Genomic DNA, 17,025 nt, shown 5'->3' on the forward strand with positions numbered 1-17,025 from the left:
CGCGCCGCTAGCCCTCGCGCGGCACCAGGCTGAGCACCACGTCGGGGCCCACCCGATCGATTCCGTCGAACTGCCAGCGCAACGCCCGCGCGATCGTGGACACTCCAACGTCGTCGACCGCGGTGACCGGACCACCCAACAAGGTCGGCGCGACGTAGGCGAGGATCCGATCCACCGCCCCCGCCCGCAGGAAGGCGCCCGCCAGGGTCGGGCCACCCTCCAGCAGCACGTCGGTGCGGTCCGAGACCGCCTTGAGCACCTCCATGGGGTCGTGCGTCCGGATCAGCATCGTTCGCGAATCGTCGTTGAGAACCTTTGCCTCCGAAGGTATTTCGCGCATCCCCACGACAACCCGCAGCGGCTGCCGCTCGGCCAGCGAGCCGTCGGGCAACCGGGCGGTCAGCGCCGGGTCGTCGGCCAGCACCGTGCCGGTGCCCACCACGATCGCCTCGCACGCCCCGCGGCGGCGATGCAGGTCCAGCCGCGAGGCCTCGCTGGAAATCCACTGGCTGGAGCCGTCGGCCGCGGCGCTGCGGCCATCGACGCTGCTGGCGTACTTCCACGTCAGGTGCGGCAGCCCGGTCCGCTGCTTGTGCAGCCACTCCCGCAGCGGCCCGCCGGCCACCTCGTCGGCCAGCACACCCGAGCGCACCGCGACGCCCGCCTCCGCGAGCCGGGCCGCGCCCCCGGCGGCCTCCGGGTTCGGGTCGGCGACCGCGTAGACCACCGTGCTCACCTTGGCGTCCAGCAGCGCGTTCACGCACGGCGGCGTCTTGCCGTAGTGGTTGCACGGCTCGAGGGTCACCACGGCGGTTCCACCGGCGGCCAGGTCGCCGGCGCGGCGCAGCGCCAGGATCTCGGCGTGGTCGCCGCCGGCCGGTTCGGTGCCGCCCACGCCGACCACTTCCCCGCGGGCGTCCAGGATGACCGCGCCCACCGGGGGATTCGGGTACGTCGTTCCCTTGACGAGATTGGACTGCTCGATCGCCAAGCGCATCGCGGCGTCAAGGCCCTCGCCCGGCGAAACGGTCATCGACGCAGGTGCGGGGAGGCGCCGGCGGCCTGTCGGCGCAACGCCTCGATCGCGGTCTCCGGATCGGCGGCGCCGTACACGGCGGATCCCGCGACGAAGCAGTCGACGCCCGCCTCGGCGGCCTGCTCGATGGTGTCCCCGTTGATCCCCCCGTCGATTTCGACCAGGATCGTCAACTCCCCCGCGTCGATGAGCTTGCGCGCGGTGCGCACCTTGCTCAGGACCTCGGGGATGAAGCTCTGGCCGCCGAAACCGGGCTCGACCGACATGATGAGCAGCGTGTCGAACTGCGGCAGGATCTCGAGGTACGGCTCGAGCGGCGTGCCCGGCTTCACGCTGATGCCCGCTTTGGCGCCCGCGGCGCGGATGTCGCGTGCGACCGCGATCGGATTCTCGGTGGCCTCGGCGTGGAAGGTGACGTTGTAGGCGCCCGCCTCGGCGTAGGGCGGCGCCCAGCGGTCGGGGTCCTCGATCATCAGGTGGCAGTCCATCGGGATGGTGGTGGCCGCCAGCAGGCTCTCCACCACCGGCAGCCCGAGGGTCAGGTTGGGCACGAAGTGGTTGTCCATCACGTCGACGTGCAGCCAGTCGGCGCCGGTCACGGCGGCGGCCTCGTCGGCAAGCCGGGAAAAGTCAGCGGAAAGGATCGACGGTGCGATCAGGGGCCCCTTCGAAGATTCCGTGTTGCCAGGCATGAGCGCCAGACTACTGAGCCGCGCGCCTCGGTTCACATCTGGCGGCGCCGCTACCCCGCTTCGCGGCTGCTACCCCGCTTCGCAGCGCGGCCGCGGCCGGGTCCTTTTGTGTCGCGGCCTTGTTACCCCGCCTCGCGGCGCAGCGCGGCCGCGAACATCGCGTCGGTGCCGTGCCGGTGGGGCCACAGCTGGACATAGGGCCCGTCCCCCAAGCCCGGGACGGGCTCGAACAACGGCCGGGTGTCCAGCGAGCTCACCGGATAGCGGCGCAGCGCGTCGGCGACCACCCCGACGGTTTCGGCCAGGTGCGGCGAGCAGGTGGCGTAGAGCACCACGCCACCGGGACGGGTCAGCGCGATCGCGGCGCCCAGCAGTTCGCGTTGCAGCTTGGTCAGCGCCGGCACATCGGCCGGTTGACGGCGCCACCGGGCCTCGGGCCGGCGGCGCAGCGCCCCCAGCCCCGTGCAGGGCGCGTCGACGAGCACCCGGTCGAACGCCGGCTCGAGGTCGGTGTGCCGGCCGTCGACCCGCAGCACGTCGACCGGCAGGCCACGGGTGTTCTCGGCCACCAGGTCGGCGCGGCGCGGGGCCGGCTCCACCGCGGTGACGCGGGCCCCGGACGCAGCACCGAGCGACGCCAGCAGCGCCGTCTTCCCGCCCGGCCCGGCGCACAGGTCGAGCCAGCGTCCGGCGTCGCCGTCGACCGGCGCCAGGGTCAGCGCGCGGGCCACCAGCTGGCTGCCCTCGTCCTGCACCAGGGCGAGGGCGTCGCGCACCGGCGCCAGCCGCCCGGGATCGCCGCCCGGCAGGTACACCGCGTACGGCGAGTAGCGGCCGACGGTGCCGCCGACGGCGTCCGCCAGTTCGGCGGCGGTCATCGCGCCGGCGCGCGCGGCCAGATGCACCTGGGGCCGTTCGTCATCGCTGGCGAGCACCGCGTCGAGTTCGCCCGCGGCCCCGCCCAGCGCGTCGGCGAAGGCCTGGGCGATCCAGCGGGGATGGGCGTGCACGAAGGCGGCATGCCCGATCGGGTCCCGCGCCGGGTCCGGGGCCAGCTCCTCCACCCAGGATTTCTCGTCGCGCCCGGAGATGGTGCGCAGCACCCCGTTGACGAAACCCGCTCGCGCCGAGTCGAATTCGAGCCCCGCCTGTTCGACGGTGGTGGACACCGCGGCGTGTGCGTCGACGCGGGTGCGCAGCAACTGATACGCGCCGAGGCGCAGCAGGTCGAGCAGGACGGGGTCGATGGCATTCGGGGCGCGCCCGGCGGCCGCGCCGATGACCGCGTCGAGCAGGCCGCGGCTGCGGCAGGTGCCATAGGTCAGCTCGGTGGCGAATGCGGCGTCGCGGCCGGTGATTCCGCGCTCGCGCAGCAGCGCGGGCAGCGCCAGGTTCGCGTACGCGTCGCGCTCGCTGACCGCCCGGAGCACCTCGAACGCGGCCGCCCGGGCCGGGTCGAGCGGCCGGCGGGCGGGCCGGCGATCCCGCTGGGGTGGGCGGCGGTCGCGTTGCTGCGGCCGCGGCGGCTTGCGGTCCGGCCGCGGGCGCTGCCGTCCGTCACGGCCGGTGCTCATGTCGCCCGCACCGCGGGATCGAGCCGGGCACCCCGCGCCCAGTCGATCGCGTTCATGAATTTCTTTCCGGGCGGCTGGATCTGGCCCAGGCGAACCGGGGCGGAACCGGTGCCGACCCAGACGCTTTTGCGGTCGACGCGAATAGCGCCGGGCGGCAACGGTTCTGGCGAACCGGATGCGTCGCCGGCGTCGACCGGCCCGATTTTGATGCGCAGGTCGCCGATCACCGTCCAGGCGCCGGGGTTGGGCGTGACGGCACGGATGCGGCGTTCCACCACCAGCGCCGGCAGGTCCCAGCGCACCCGGGCCTGCTCGACGGTGATCTTGGGTGCGATGCTGACCCCCTCGGCCGGTTGCGGCCGCGGTGTCAACGTCGAATCGGCGATGCCGTCCAGGGTGGTCGACAACAGCGCCGCACCCGAAATCGCCAGTCGCTCAAGCAATTCCCCGGCGGTATCGGTCGGGCGTATCGTCTCGGTCACCACTCCGTAGATCGGGCCCGAGTCCAGGCTCGGCTCGATCCGGAACGTCGAGGCCCCGGTGATGGCGTCCCCCGCGGCGATGGCCGCCTGCACCGGCGCCGCGCCGCGCCAGGCGGGCAGCAGGGAGAAGTGCAGGTTGATCCAGCCCCGCGGGGGCACCGCCAGCAGGTCGTCGCGCAGCAGCGCGCCGTAAGCGACGACCGCACAGCAGTCCGGCCCCAACTGCGACAGCTCCGCAACGAATTCCGCCGAGTTCGGCCGCGACGGCCGCAGCACCGGAATGCCACTGTCGAGCGCCTCCCGGGCCACCGGCGAGGGCTCCGGCTTGCCCCGCCGCCCGGCGGCGGCGTCGGGCCGGGTCAGCACCGCGATCACGTCGTGGTGGGGTGAGTCGATGAGGCGGCGCAGTGCGGGCAGCGCGGGTTCGGGGGTACCGGCGAAGACGAGGCGCACCCGCCCAGTCTAGGAAGCGCCGGACGCCGGCCGGACCCGCCCGAGCGGACCGAGTGTGCGTGCGTACACTGTTGCTTATGGCTACTGTTTCTGGGAGTCATTATTTGGCGGCGTGAACCCCGCCGTTTCGTGTCGACATCGACGTCGAACGACCCTTTCCCTTCCCCCAAGGAGGTCTGATGACCGTCGACTCCACCATCAGCGACGCCCGAGTCGCCGCCACACATCGCACGGTTTGGGCACTGGGCGACTACGCCCTGATGGCCGAGGAAGTGATGGCCCCGCTGGGCCCCGCCCTCGTGCAGGCCACCGGGCTCGGGCCCGGCGTCCGGGTCCTCGACGTCGCCGCCGGCTCGGGCAATATCTCGCTGCCGGCCGCCGCCGCCGGCGCCGCCGTCGTTTCCACCGACCTGACCCCCGAGTTGCTCCGGCGCTCGCGGGACCGGGCCGCGGCGCAGGGCCTGACGATCGACTACCGGGAAGCCAATGCGCACGCGCTGCCCTTCGGCGACGGCGAATTCGATGTCGTCATGTCCGCGATCGGGGTGCAGTTCGCCCCCGACCAGCAGCGCGCCGCCAGCGAGCTGGTCCGGGTCTGCCGGCCGGGCGGCACGATCGGCGTGATCAGCTGGACCCCGGAGGGCTTCTTCGGGCGGATGCTGGCCACCATCCGGCCCTACCGGCCGAGCCTGTCGCATCCCGTGCCGCCGGCGGCGCTGTGGGGGCGGCCGGGCTACGTCGCCGCGCTGCTGGGCGAGGGCATCGGCGAAATCACCACGGCGCGTGGCACGTTGGCGGTGGACCGGTTCGGCAGCGCCGAGGCCGTGCACGCCTACTTCAAACGGCACTACGGCCCGACGATCGAGGCCTACGCGAACATCGGCCACAACCGGGTGCTGGCCGCCGAGCTCGATGCCCAACTCGTCGAGCTCGCGCAGCAACACCTCGTCGACGGCACGATGGGGTGGGAGTACCTGCTGGTCACCGCCACCAAGCGGGACGCCTAGGCGGGGTACGACCCTGGCGCTACAGGTCGATATCGGCGTCCAGGTGCACGTCGGGCTCGCCGCCGGCCGCGGTGAACGCCGTCAGCGCCCGCACCAGCCCGTGGCGCTCCGGCGGCGGCATCTTCGCGACGATCGCCGCGATCTCGGTGCGCCGGTGCGCGGTGACCTGGTGGACGACGTCGCGGCCGCGCGTGGTCAGCGCGGCCAGCAGCTCACGGCGCGAGGTCGGGTGCGGCAGGCGGTCGATCAGTCCGGCGGCGACCAATCGGTCCACCATCCGGCCGGTGGCCGACGGCTGCACGCCCAGCAGACCCGCGAGGGTGGCCAGATTCACCGGTCCGCGGTTGGACAGGATCACCAGCGTCCGGAACTGCGCGATGGTGATGGTCTCGTCGACCTGCCCGACGGAACGGGCCGAGATCGCCATCAGCAAACGGGAGGCCGTCAGCAAAGCATCGGTGATGACGTCCAATGACTCGTCAACAGTGGCGTTGTCCGCTGTCATATCGCCCCTCCCCGGATGGTTTCCGGCCTCTCGGCGGCTAAGGAATAGAAAGTGTAGCAACCTTCCAATGTCGTAAACAGGAAATATTGCATGCACATACTGTCGCCCAGGGTAACGGTTCGTGAAGGTTAGCCGATGTGCAACGGATCGATCTGCACCCGGGCGGGCTCATGGGTTTGCCGGGCGCTGAGCACGCCGACGCCGCGGCGCAGCGCGGCCGCCAGCGCCAGGCCCTGCCGGCGGGGCACGCGCACCAGCATCCTCGTCGCCGCCACGCCGGGCGGGGTCCCCGCGGGGCGGCGCACGCCGGGCGGCAGGTCCACCGGGCCGAGCAGGTCGGCTTCGAGGTCGGCCAGCCGGATCTCGTCGAGCAGCGCGGTCACCGCGTCGGGCGTTCCGTCGATGGCCGCCATGTGCACGCTGGGCGGCAGGCCCACCTCGGCACGGGCGGTCAGTTCCGATTCCGCGTGGCCCACCGGGTCCCAGCGGATCAGCGATTGCACTGTGGGAAGCGATGATTCGGCGACCACCAGCACCACGCCGCCGTCGCCGCGGGCGCGCACCAGCGCGGCGGCGCTCATCCAGCGCCACAGCGCGTCCTCGGCGGCGCGCAGATCCTGCCGGCCCAGCAGCGCCCACGTGTCCAACAGCAGCGCGGCGCCGTAGCCGCCGGACGCGTGCGGCTCGGCCCCCGGGGTGGCGACCACCAGGGCCGGGCCGGGGGCGACCTCGGGCACGATGCCGTCGCCCGAGGAGGTGATCACCGCCGTGCCCGGAAACGCGCGTCCGAGCTCTTCGGCGGTGCGGCGGGCCCCGACGACGACGGCGCGCACCGCGTCCGACCCGCAGCGCGCGCACCGGCGCGTCGAGTCGACCCGCCCGCACCAGCGGCACAGCAGCGCCGCGCCCCCCTCCCGCGACGACTCGGGTAGTGAGAGGGGGCCCGTGCAGTGCCGGCAGCGGGCGATGGTGCGGCAGCGCGCGCACGCCAGCGACGGAACGTACCCACGCCGCGGCACCTGCACCAGCACCGGCGCCCCGGCCTGCAGCGCCGAGCGGGCGGCGCGCAGCGCGATCGAGGGAATGCGTGCCGTGCGCGCCGCCGGGTCGCGCTCGTCGGCGTAGCCGGTGTCGTCGAGCGCGCTCACCCGCGGGGTGCGGGCGCGCACCACGGGCCGGGCCGCGGCGATGTCCTGCGCCCATCCGCTGCGCACCAGCGCGTGCGCCTCCGCGGTGCGCGCGTAACCGCCGATCAGCGCCGCGCACCGGGCCTGATGCGCACGCAGCATTGCCACCTCGCGGGCGTGCGGGTACGGGGCCCGCGGCTCGGCCAGGCTGTCGTCGGCGTCGGCCCACACCATGACCAGACCCAGATCGCTCAGCGGCGTGAACACCGCGCTGCGGGTGCCGATCACCAGCCGCGCGGTGCCGCGCAGCGCCGCCAGCCAGCGGCGGTACCGGGCCGCCGGTCCCAGGCCGGCCGACAGGGACACCACGCAGCCCTCGTCGATCCGCGACGTCGCGGCCCGCCACAGGGCGTCGAGGTCGCGCTGATCGGGAACGATCGCCAGCACGGACCGGCCGGCTCGCACGGTTTGCGCGGCGGCCTCGGCGAAGCGATCGGTCCACGGCTCGCCCGGCAGCGCCTGCCACACGGCCCGGGCGGCGCGCGACTCGGCCAGGGCGGCGAGGAACTGAGCGCCCCGCCCGTAGACGTCCCAGCCCGACGGGTCGACGGGCGCCGGGATCACTCGGCCCGGCGGATCCCGGCTGACCACGGGCTCCCGCTCCACCCTGGCGTGGCGGGCCGGCACGGCCAGACGCAACACGTCGGGGCGGGTGCCCGCGTAGCGCGCGGCCACCGCGTCGACCAGCCGGCGGATTTCGGGGGTGAGCACCGGTTCGGCCGACACGACGCGATCGAGCCAACCCAGCTTGCCCGGGTGGTCGGTGTCATTGCGGCGCTCCAGCACGAACCCGTCGACCAACCGGCCATGGAAGCGCACCCGGACCCGCACCCCGGGCTGGGCGTCGTCGGACTGCTCGGCCGACACCAGGTAGTCGAACTCGCGGTCCAGGTGCGGCACCGACAGCATCGGCAGCACGCGGGCGATGGGCTCTACCTCGACCGGCGTGCGCGCGCTGGGGCTCACGGCGCCCTCGGGCCGCGAATCATGGTGCTATCCAATGTTTTTACCGTCCGGCCCGCAGCGTACCGGCGACCACTGACAAATCAGCCTTCGGCGGGCGCCGAGGCGTCCCCGGTGTCGTGGCCGGGCAGCTCGCGGCCGAAGAAGAACCCCGCCGTGATCAGGATCTGGGCCGCCGCGTACGACCACCAAATCGGCACGGCGAGCGCCTCGTTGCCCAGGATGAAGCGGCTGATGGCGATCATCGAGTCCGACGCCGCGAAACACAGCGCCCCCACCGCCGTCCAGATCGTCGGCAGTTTCGCCAGCAGCGCCGTGCACACCATCGCGGTCAGCACCACCATGTAGACGGTCACCGGCAGCGTCAGCTTGTCCGGGCCCAGATGGGGCCAGAACCACGCCAGCAACGCGATCGACACCAGACACATCAGGACCACCGCGGCGATCCGGAGCGCCGCGGGCCGCTCGGTCTGCGGCGACCGCGACAACGGCGGCACCAGCGGCAGCAGGGCGGCGATAAAACACATGTGCGCCAATAGGAATGACAACAGACCGACCTCGAAGGACAGCGTCCACCACGGGATCGCGAGCACCCAGTCACCGATGGCCGACAACAGCAGCGCCGCCATCAGCCAACGCCGCTCCCGAACGCATCCGTGCCCCGCCGCGGCCAGCGTCAGCAGGACCGCCATCGACGCCTTGAACGCCGGCTGCAGCACCCAGTGACCGGTCAGCTCCATTCCCGGCGGGGAGCGCAGCGCCAGCACGGTCAGGTAGATGCCGTAGCCCAGGGCCACCCAGCCGGCCACCACCCAGGCGCCCGCCACCAGGCGAGGTGCGTACGGTACGTCCATGCCCAGCTTGGATGACCCAGCCGACGAGAAACCCGGGATCGACCCCATCCTGCAGAAGGTACTGGATGCGGTTCCCTTCCGGCTATCCACCGAGGACGGAATCGACGCGGCGCGGCAGCGGTTCCGCGACCTGCCGCGCAGGCCGTTGCATCCCGAGCTGCGGGTCGAGGACCGCACGGTTGCGGGCCCCGCGGGTTCGGTCGCGGTCCGGATCTATTGGCCGCCAAGCCATTCCGACGGCCGGCCCGGGATCCCCGCGGCGCCCGTCGTGCTGTTTTTCCACGGCGGCGGCTTCGTGATCGGCGACCTCGACACCCACGACGGCACGGCCCGCCAGCATGCGGTCGGCGCCGACGCGATCGTGGTGTCGGTCGACTACCGGCTGGCTCCCGAGCACCCCTACCCCGCCGCCGTCGAAGACGCGTGGGCCGCAACGCTTTGGGTCGCCGAGCACGCCGCCGACCTACACGGCGACCCGGGCCGGATCGCGGTCGCCGGGGATTCGGCGGGCGGCACCATCGCCGCCGCGGTCGCGCAGCGGGCCCGCGACGGCGGCGGACCGGACTTGAGGTTCCAGTTGCTGTGGTACCCGTCGACCATGTGGGACGCCACGCTGCCGTCCTTCGCCGAGAACGCCACCGCGCCGATTCTCGATGTCAAGGCCGTCGCCGAGTTCTCTCGTTGGTACGCGGGCGAAGTCGACCTGTCCGACCCGCCGTCGGATATGGCGCCGGGGCGGGCCAAAGACCTGAGCGATCTGGCGCCGGCCTACATCGGCGTCGCCGGCTACGACCCGCTGCGCGATGACGGCATCCGGTACGGCGAGCGGCTGGCGGCCGCCGGGGTCGCCGTCCAGGTGCACAACGCCGAGACGCTGGTCCACGGCTACCTCGGCTATGCCGGTGTGGTACCCGCGGCCACCGCGGCGCTCGAACGCGGGCTGGCGGCGCTGCGAACCGCCCTGCAGCGCTGAGGCCAGGGCGTACGGTGAGTTCATGACGGAGCGCACCTTCGCCCGGCTGGACGGGGAGACCCCCGACTACCACACGCTGATCATCGGCGCCGGATTCTCCGGCATCGGCGCCGCCATCAACCTCGACAGGGCCGGGCTGCCCGATTACCTGGTGCTCGAAGCCGGCGACGGGGTCGGCGGGACCTGGCACTGGAACACCTATCCCGGTATCGCCGTGGACATTCCGTCGTTCTCCTACCAGTTCTCCTTCGAGCAGAGCCGGCACTGGTCGCGCACCTACGCGCCGGGCCGCGAGCTCAAGGCCTACGCCGAGCACTGCGCCGACAAGTACGGCATCCGTTCGCGGATCCGGTTCAACACCAAGGTGCAAGCGGCCGAGTTCGACGACGAGCGGGGCCTGTGGCGGGTGCAGACCGACCCGGCGGGCGAAATCACGGCGAGGTTCTTGATCAGCGCCTGCGGCGTGCTGACGGTGCCGAACCTGCCCGACATCGACGGGGTGGACTCGTTCGCCGGCATCACCATGCACACCGCGCGGTGGGATCACGGCCAGGACTTGACCGGCAAGCGCGTCGCGGTGATCGGCACCGGCGCCTCGGCCGTGCAGGTGATCCCCGAGATCGCGCCAATTGTCTCGTCGCTCACCGTGTTTCAGCGCACCCCGATCTGGTGTTTCCCGAAGCTGGACGTCCCGTTGCCCGCGCCGGCGCGCTGGGCGATGCGCATCCCCGCCGCCTTGGTGCTGCAGCGGCTGCTCAGCCAGGCGTACGTGGAACTCACCTTCCCGATCTCGGCGCACTATTTCACGGTGTTCCCGCTGGCCAAGAGGATGGCCGCGCTGGGACGCGCCTATCTGCGGCGACAGGTCCGCGACCCGGCGGTGCGCGAGCAGCTCACCCCGCAGTACGCCGTCGGCTGCAAGCGCCCCGGATTCCACAACGGCTATCTGGCCACGTTCAACCGCGACAACGTGCGGCTGGTCACCGAACCGATCGACAAGATCACGCCCGACGCGGTGGCGACCACCGACGGCGAAACCCACGACGTCGACGTGCTCATCCTGGCGACCGGCTTCAAGGTGATGGACCCCGACAACGTCCCCACGTTCGCGGTCACCGGCAGCGGCGGTCGGTCGTTGAGCCGGTTCTGGGACGAGCACCGCCTGCAGGCCTACGAGGGCGTCACCGTTCCGGGTTTTCCCAACCTGTTCACGGTGTTCGGGCCGTACGGTTACGTCGGCTCGTCGTATTTCGCGCTGATCGAGGCGCAGACCCATCACATCGTGCGGTGCCTCAAGCGGGCCAAGCGCCTCGGCGCGACCCGCGTCGAGGTGAGCGAGGAGGCCAACGACCGCTATTTCGCCGAGATGATGCGCCGACGGCACCGGCAGATCTTCTGGCAGGACAGTTGCCGGCTGGCCAACAGCTATTACTTCGACAAGAACGGTGACGTGCCGCTGCGGCCGGGCACCACCCCGGAGGTCTACTGGCGCAGCCGCCGATTCGATCTGGACGACTACCGCTTCACCGGCTAGCGGATACGCTGCACGGGTGGCGAAGGAATTTGACAACATCGACGAGTCGCTGCGCGACTTCATCCGCCAACAGGCCGTTTTCTTCGTCGCCACCGCGCCCTCCGAGGGTGGTCGAATCAACCTGTCCCCCAAGGGGTATTGCGACACGTTCGCGGTGCTCGACGAGCGCACCGTGGCCTACCTGGACCTGTTCGGCAGCGGCGTGGAGACCATCGCCCATCTGCGCGACAACGGCCGCATCACCGTCATGTTCTGCTCGTTCACCCGCAACTCGCGGATCCTGCGGCTGTTCGGCACCGGGCGGGTGATCCGGCCCGACGACGCCGAATTCGCCGATCTCATCACGCATTTCGGTGACCGGCATGCGGGGATCCGCGCCATCATCGTGGTCGACGTGGAGCGGATCGCCGACGCGTGCGGATTCGCGGTGCCCTACTACGAGCTGGTCGACGAGCGACCGGTGCTCGACGCGTATCACCACAAGGCGCCCGACGAGGCCTACACGCGGCTGATCCACCGGAACCGGCGCAGCATCGACGGGTTGCCCGCGCTCGATCCCGACCACCCGGCGCCGCGGCAGTGAGCCGCCGCGCCTAGATGGCGCGCTTGAGGTCGTCGACCTTGTTCAGCTGCTCCCAGGGCAGTTCGACGTCGGTGCGGCCGAAGTGCCCGTAGGCGGCGGTCTGCGCGTAGATCGGGCGCAGCAGGTCCAGGTCGCGGATGATCGCGCCGGGTCGCAGGTCGAACACCTCGGGAACGATCTTCTCGATCTTGACCGGGTCGACGGTCGCGGTGCCGAAGGTCTCGATGAACAACCCGACCGGCGCGGCCTTGCCGATGGCGTAAGCCACCTGCACCTCGACCCGCTCCGCGAGCCCGGCGGCGACGATGTTCTTAGCCACCCAGCGCATCGCGTACGCCGCCGAGCGGTCCACCTTGGACGGGTCCTTGCCGGAGAAGGCCCCACCGCCGTGCCGCGCCCAGCCGCCGTAGGTGTCGACGATGATCTTGCGGCCGGTCAGCCCCGCGTCCCCCATCGGGCCGCCGACGACGAACTTGCCGGTCGGGTTGACCAGCAGCCGCGTCGAGGAGGTGTCCAGCGTGTCGTGCGCCAGGTCGTTGAGCACGGTGTTGAGCACCTTTTCCCGGATGTCGGGTGTCAGGGTGTTCTCCAGGTCGATGTCGGCCGCGTGCTGGGTGGAGATGACCACGGTGTCCAGCCGGACCGGGACGTCGTCCTCGAATTCGATCGTGACCTGCGTCTTGCCGTCGGGGCGCAGGTAGGGCAGCACCCCGTTCTTGCGGACCTCGGTCAGCCGGCGCGACAGGCGGTGGGCCAGCGCGATGGGCAGCGGCATCCGCTCGGGGGTGTCGTTGATCGCGTAGCCGAACATCAGGCCCTGGTCGCCGGCGCCCTGGGAGTCCAGCGGGTCGGCCGCGCCCTCGACGCGGGTCTCGTGGGCGGTGTCGACGCCCTGGGCGATGTCGGGCGATTGCGCGCCGATGCCGATGTTCACCCCGCAGGATGCCCCGTCGAAGCCCTTGTCCGACGAGTCGTAGCCGATGTCGAGGATGCGCTCGCGGACCGTGTTGGTGATGTCGGCGAAGGCCTCCTTGGCCGTCGTCGTCACCTCACCGACCACGTGCACCTGCCCGGTGGTCACCAGCGTCTCGACCGCGACACGTGAGCGCGGGTCCTGCGCCAGCAGGGCGTCGAGGACCGAGTCGCTGATCGCGTCACAGATTTTGTCGGGATGTCCCTCAGTCACCGACTCACTGGTAAACAGGCGACCCTTTTCGCTCATGCCAATCCTTCCAAATAGTTAGTCAACCGAATTATATCGGCCCGCGTCAGCCGGTCGGCACCCCGTCCCGGTGCCGAGAAGAACTCGACCCTCTACCCGCTGTCCCCGTGCAGGAACGCGGCGATCGCATCCACGATACGACTGGCCATCAATGTCTTGGAGCCGTGCTGCAGCGCCGACTCGGTGCCGTCGGAGGCCAGCAGCCAGCCGTCGTTGCTGTCCACCTCGAACGCGCGGCCATCGCCGACGGCGTTGACCACCAGCAGATCGCAGCCCTTGCGCTGCAGCTTGGCTCTCGCGTGAAACAGCACGTCGCCTTCTGTGTCGCCGGTCTCGGCGGCGAAGCCCACGATGGCCCGCATGTTGGGCAGCTGCCCGTGGGCGCGGGCCCGCACCGCCCCGGCGAGCACGTCGTCATTGCGCACCAGCTCGATCGTCGGCGCCCCTGTGTCTTCCGTGGCGCCCTTTTTGATCTTGGCGGCGGCGACGTGCGCGGGCCGGAAGTCGGCGACCGCGGCGGCCATCACCAGCACGTCGGCCTCGGGGGCGCGCTTGGACACCGCGTCGCCCAACTGGCTCGCGGAGCTGACGTGGACGACCTCGACACCGGCGGGATCGATCAGCCCGGCGGTGTGCCCGGCGATCAGGGTGACCTCGGCGCCGCGCTGGGCGGCCACCCGCGCCACGGCGTAGCCCTGTTTGCCGGAGCTTCGGTTGCCGATGAAGCGCACCGGGTCGACCGGTTCGCGGGTGCCGCCGGCGGTCACCAGCATCTTGCAGCCGGCGAGGTCGTAAGGCAGCGCGTCGTGGCGTTCCAGCAGTAGGTGGGCCAGGGTGGTGATCTCCTCGGCTTCGGGGAGCCGGCCCGAGCCGCTGTCCGTCCCGGTGAGCCGCCCGGCGGCGGGCTCGAGCACCACCGCGCCGCGCCGGCGCAACGTGGCCACGTTGTCGACGGTGGCCGGGTGCAGCCACATCTCGGTGTGCATGGCCGGCGCGAACAGCACCGGGCATCGCGCGGTGAGCAGCGTGGCGGTCAGCAGGTCGTCGGCGCGGCCGTGCACCGCGCGGGCCAACAGATCCGCGGTGGCCGGGGCCACCACGACCAGGTCGGCCTGCTTGCCGAGCTGGACGTGCGGGACCTCGGGCACGTCGTTGAAGACGCCGGTGTGCACCGGCTGGCCGGAGAGCGCCTCAAAAGTGGCCGCGCCGACGAAACGCAGCGCGGACTCGGTCGGAATGACCCGGACGGAATGGCCGGCCTCGGACAGCTGACGGACGACGGTGCACGCCTTGTAGGCGGCGATGCCGCCGGAGACACCGACTACGACTCGTTTGGGGATCCGCGTGCGGTCCACAGCGCGCCCGGCCCGGCCCTGTTACTCGCCCTCGGTGTGCTCGAGCAGGTCGCCGTGGATCTCGCGGAGCGCGATCGAGAGCGGCTTTTCCTGCAGCCCCGGCTCGACCAGCGGCCCCACGTACTCGAGGATGCCCTCACCGAGCTGGTTGTAGTAATCGTTGATCTGACGGGCCCGCTTGGCCGCGTAAATGACCAGGGCGTACTTGCTCGAAACCCGGTCCAGCAGCTCGTCGATGGGCGGGTTGGTGATGCCCAGCGGAGTGTCGTAGGCGCCCGGTGCCCCGGCGGACAGATCGAACCGGTCGGGGACGGCGGCCAGGGCCGCGTCGGACTGCGGAATAGTCACTGAGGTCAATCTCCTCTGCGTTCGAAATCGGGCTCGAGCCCCAAAACGGCTGATCACCGCTGAAAGTTCGGTACTCAATCTTGATTGGATGCGGTCTGGCTTCTGGTCTGGCCAGCTGGGTCATGCCGGTTCGGCGCAGTTCCCACCAGCAAGGATACCAATTCGGCGCACGCAGACTCCAATCGACGGTTGACGACCACCCGGTCGAAGTCGTCGCGGGCCGCCATTTCGATGCGGGCGGTCTCGAGGCGCCGCTGCATGACCTCCGGGGTCTCGGTGCCCCGGCCGACGAGCCTGGCCTCCAAGTCCTCCCAGCTGGGCGGCGCCAAAAACACCGTCAGGGCCTCGGGCATCGCCCTCTTCACTGCCCTGGCCCCGGCCAGATCCACCTCGATCAGGACCGGGAATCCGCGGGCGGTGGCGGCCCGAACCGGCTCGGCCAGGGTGCCCGAGCGGTGTAGGCCCGCGTGAATCTCGGCCCATTCCAGCAGCGCGCCCTCGTCGATCAGCTGCTGGAAGCGTTCGGGGCTGACGAAGTGGTAGTCGACGCCGTCGACCTCGCCGGGCCGCGGCGCCCGTGTGGTGGCCGAGACGCTGAAATGCAGGTCCGGGACCCGCTCGCGCAGGCACCGGACCACCGTCGACTTGCCGACTGCGGAGGGACCGGACAGCACGACCACACGTCCGTCACCGGATGGTTCGGGACGTAACCCGTGCTGGATGTCCGGTCCCCCGCCGCTCACCGGCGCTCCTGGGCAGGTGCGCCCACGGCTCGGGCCGGTGTGCCCGCCGTCTCCTCAGGCCGTTCGGCCTGCATCGTCGGCGGCCGGGTTAGGAGCCGAACTTTTCCAGCAGGGCCTTGCGCTGACGATCGCCGAGACCGCGCAGGCGGCGGGTGGGGGCGATCTCCAGCTCAGTCATGATTTCCTGCGCCTTGACCTTGCCCACCTTGGGCAACGCCTCGAGAAGCGCGGAAACCTTCATCTTGCCCAGGACTTCGTCGGTCTCGGCGTCCTTGAGCACCTGGGTGAGGTTGGTGCCGCCACGCTTCAGCCGGTCCTTGAGCTCTGCTCGCGCTCGACGTGCGGCAGCCGCCTTCTCCAACGCGGCCGCGCGCTGCTCGTCGGTCAACTGGGGAAGGGCCACGATTCCTCCGTATCTGATCAATCAATTTCAATCGATCTCATTTTGTCTCGCCGGTTCTTCTGCCAGCGGAGACGACCGTACTCAGGCCTCCTGACGAAATCTAACCCGCCCCCCTGCTTAACGGGGCAAACTCCCAGCATGCAACGGCGCGTGTCCCGCCCAAGCTGCCCGCCGGACACCGTCGACGACGCCCGCCTCGACGCCGTCGCGACGGCTCCGGCGCGGCCCGATTTCGGCCATAGTTGAGCCCTCTACCAGCGGTTTTATGCGTTCGGTCCGCATGAGCTGCGGCGCCGGGGCCCGTTGGGAAATGCGCCCGCGCGCAGTCGCGCGCGGCGGTGCGAGGGATCACGCATTCGTCACGGCGTGTCGCGCGTGTCGCGTTCGCCGTCAAACGGCAGGCCAGCGCCGCCGCCCCGCCCGCCGCGACGGGGTTCGGCGGGTCCCGCGGGGTCGTGGGGGGTCGGGGCCCTCGCCGGCGGCCGCCAGGGGCCGGCGAATTCGGGCTCTCCGGTTCCGCGGATTCGTACCACTAGAGGGTGTGCAACCGCAGGACCCGGACTCTTGCGGACAACGATCCGCACCTGCGGAAAAGCGGCCCGACCGGACGGCGTTCAGCTAATCCGCGGTGAGGGATCAGTTACGATCGGGGCGTGTCCAACCTGCGGATTCGCCAGGCGGCTGAGCTGCTCGGCGTCAGTGATGACACCGTGCGGCGCTGGATCAATCAGGGGGCGTTGGAGGTCAGCCACGACGCCGCCGGCCGCAAGGTGATCGCCAGCGAGGACCTCGCCCGCTTCTCCCGCAGCAACGCGCCCGCACCGCCGGCCGACCCGCTCAGCATCGGCAGCTCGGCCCGCAACCGCTTCGTCGGGCTGGTCACCGCGGTGGTCAGCGACAAGGTGATGACCCAGGTGGAGATGCAGTGCGGTCCGTTCACCGTCGTTTCGCTGATGAGCACCGAGGCCGCCGAGGAGTTGCAGCTGCGTCCCGGCAGCGTCGCGGTGGCCGTCGTCAAGGCCACCACCGTCATCGTCGAAACCGCCCAGCCCAGCACGGCGCTGGCGTCGGACTAGCGGCGATCGCAAGCGCGGCGTAGCTGGGCGCAGCG

The 17,025-nt window shown here is 71.2% G+C and carries 17 protein-coding genes; 5 read left to right on the plus strand and 12 right to left on the minus strand.

Annotated features, from left to right (window positions below; all coding sequences use genetic code 11):
- Positions 1-7: 7 nt before the first annotated feature.
- From ribD to fmt, 4 genes are all read right to left on the minus strand, one after another.
- Positions 8-1,033, minus strand: a complete 1,026-nt coding sequence (gene ribD, locus AC0KS4_RS14900) for a bifunctional diaminohydroxyphosphoribosylaminopyrimidine deaminase/5-amino-6-(5-phosphoribosylamino)uracil reductase RibD (RefSeq protein WP_238956275.1) — start codon at positions 1,031-1,033, stop codon at positions 8-10.
- Positions 1,030-1,737 (minus strand): ribulose-phosphate 3-epimerase, encoded by a 708-nt coding sequence (gene rpe / locus AC0KS4_RS14905; RefSeq protein WP_225330533.1) that lies wholly within the window; start codon positions 1,735-1,737, stop codon positions 1,030-1,032. The genes ribD and rpe overlap by 4 nt, the downstream gene beginning before the upstream one ends.
- Before the next feature lie 113 nt (positions 1,738-1,850).
- Positions 1,851-3,302, minus strand: a complete 1,452-nt coding sequence (locus AC0KS4_RS14910) for an RsmB/NOP family class I SAM-dependent RNA methyltransferase (protein WP_238956276.1) — start codon at positions 3,300-3,302, stop codon at positions 1,851-1,853.
- Positions 3,299-4,237 carry a methionyl-tRNA formyltransferase gene (gene fmt, locus AC0KS4_RS14915; RefSeq protein ID WP_238956277.1) on the minus strand — a complete coding sequence of 313 codons (939 nt, stop codon included), beginning with the start codon at positions 4,235-4,237 and terminating at the stop codon, positions 3,299-3,301. Before fmt ends, AC0KS4_RS14910 begins: the two co-directional genes overlap by 4 nt.
- Positions 4,238-4,416: 179 nt before the next feature.
- Here fmt and AC0KS4_RS14920 point away from each other — a divergent pair, with 179 nt between their 5' ends.
- Positions 4,417-5,244, plus strand: a complete 828-nt coding sequence (locus AC0KS4_RS14920; RefSeq protein ID WP_238956278.1) for a class I SAM-dependent methyltransferase — start codon at positions 4,417-4,419, stop codon at positions 5,242-5,244.
- A 19-nt stretch (positions 5,245-5,263) separates the two neighbouring features.
- Here AC0KS4_RS14920 and AC0KS4_RS14925 read toward each other — a convergent pair whose 3' ends face one another.
- The 3 genes from AC0KS4_RS14925 to AC0KS4_RS14935 form a co-directional block, all read right to left on the minus strand.
- A complete protein-coding gene (locus tag AC0KS4_RS14925) occupies positions 5,264-5,749 on the minus strand; it encodes a MarR family winged helix-turn-helix transcriptional regulator (protein WP_067165904.1) in 486 nt (161 codons plus the stop codon).
- A 128-nt stretch (positions 5,750-5,877) separates the two neighbouring features.
- A complete protein-coding gene (locus AC0KS4_RS14930) occupies positions 5,878-7,845 on the minus strand; it encodes a primosomal protein N' (protein WP_275254430.1) in 1,968 nt (655 codons plus the stop codon).
- 137 nt (positions 7,846-7,982) lie between these two features.
- Positions 7,983-8,753: a lysoplasmalogenase gene (locus AC0KS4_RS14935; protein WP_238956280.1), complete on the minus strand. Its 771-nt coding sequence runs from the start codon at positions 8,751-8,753 to the stop codon at positions 7,983-7,985.
- On the opposite strand from AC0KS4_RS14935, the gene AC0KS4_RS14940 reads away from it, so the two are divergent.
- Genes AC0KS4_RS14940 through AC0KS4_RS14950 form a run of 3 tightly spaced genes read left to right on the plus strand, consistent with a single transcriptional unit; the run spans position 8,752 to position 11,843 of the window.
- On the plus strand, positions 8,752-9,726 hold the full coding sequence (locus AC0KS4_RS14940) for an alpha/beta hydrolase (RefSeq protein ID WP_238956281.1): 975 nt from the start codon (positions 8,752-8,754) through the stop codon (positions 9,724-9,726). The genes AC0KS4_RS14935 and AC0KS4_RS14940 overlap by 2 nt on opposite strands.
- Before the next feature lie 22 nt (positions 9,727-9,748).
- Positions 9,749-11,260: a flavin-containing monooxygenase gene (locus AC0KS4_RS14945; protein WP_238956282.1), complete on the plus strand. Its 1,512-nt coding sequence runs from the start codon at positions 9,749-9,751 to the stop codon at positions 11,258-11,260.
- A 16-nt stretch (positions 11,261-11,276) separates the two neighbouring features.
- A complete protein-coding gene (locus AC0KS4_RS14950; RefSeq protein WP_238956283.1) occupies positions 11,277-11,843 on the plus strand; it encodes a pyridoxamine 5'-phosphate oxidase family protein in 567 nt (188 codons plus the stop codon).
- A 10-nt stretch (positions 11,844-11,853) separates the two neighbouring features.
- On the opposite strand, the gene metK is transcribed toward AC0KS4_RS14950, so the two are convergent.
- The 5 genes from metK to mihF all read right to left on the minus strand — a co-directional run bounded on the left by metK (position 11,854) and on the right by mihF (position 15,914).
- The gene (gene metK / locus AC0KS4_RS14955) at positions 11,854-13,065 is read right to left on the minus strand and encodes a methionine adenosyltransferase (protein WP_225328442.1); all 1,212 of its coding nucleotides are present in this window, start codon (positions 13,063-13,065) and stop codon (positions 11,854-11,856) included.
- Between the two features lie 92 nt (positions 13,066-13,157).
- On the minus strand, positions 13,158-14,420 hold the full coding sequence (gene coaBC, locus AC0KS4_RS14960) for a bifunctional phosphopantothenoylcysteine decarboxylase/phosphopantothenate--cysteine ligase CoaBC (RefSeq protein ID WP_238956284.1): 1,263 nt from the start codon (positions 14,418-14,420) through the stop codon (positions 13,158-13,160).
- Between the two features lie 21 nt (positions 14,421-14,441).
- The gene (gene rpoZ / locus AC0KS4_RS14965; protein WP_008258195.1) at positions 14,442-14,768 is read right to left on the minus strand and encodes a DNA-directed RNA polymerase subunit omega; all 327 of its coding nucleotides are present in this window, start codon (positions 14,766-14,768) and stop codon (positions 14,442-14,444) included.
- A 74-nt stretch (positions 14,769-14,842) separates the two neighbouring features.
- On the minus strand, positions 14,843-15,490 hold the full coding sequence (gene gmk, locus AC0KS4_RS14970; protein ID WP_238957320.1) for a guanylate kinase: 648 nt from the start codon (positions 15,488-15,490) through the stop codon (positions 14,843-14,845).
- Between the two features lie 109 nt (positions 15,491-15,599).
- Complete coding sequence (gene mihF / locus AC0KS4_RS14975) at positions 15,600-15,914, minus strand: integration host factor, actinobacterial type (RefSeq protein WP_007171927.1); 315 nt, start codon at positions 15,912-15,914, stop codon at positions 15,600-15,602.
- Between the two features lie 653 nt (positions 15,915-16,567).
- Between mihF and AC0KS4_RS14980 the strand changes: the two genes are divergently transcribed.
- A complete protein-coding gene (locus AC0KS4_RS14980; RefSeq protein ID WP_008258197.1) occupies positions 16,568-16,990 on the plus strand; it encodes a TOBE domain-containing protein in 423 nt (140 codons plus the stop codon).
- The last annotated feature ends 35 nt before the right edge of the window (positions 16,991-17,025 follow it).

Source organism: Mycobacterium sp. NTMscope_MAC_12 (assembly GCF_976985675.1).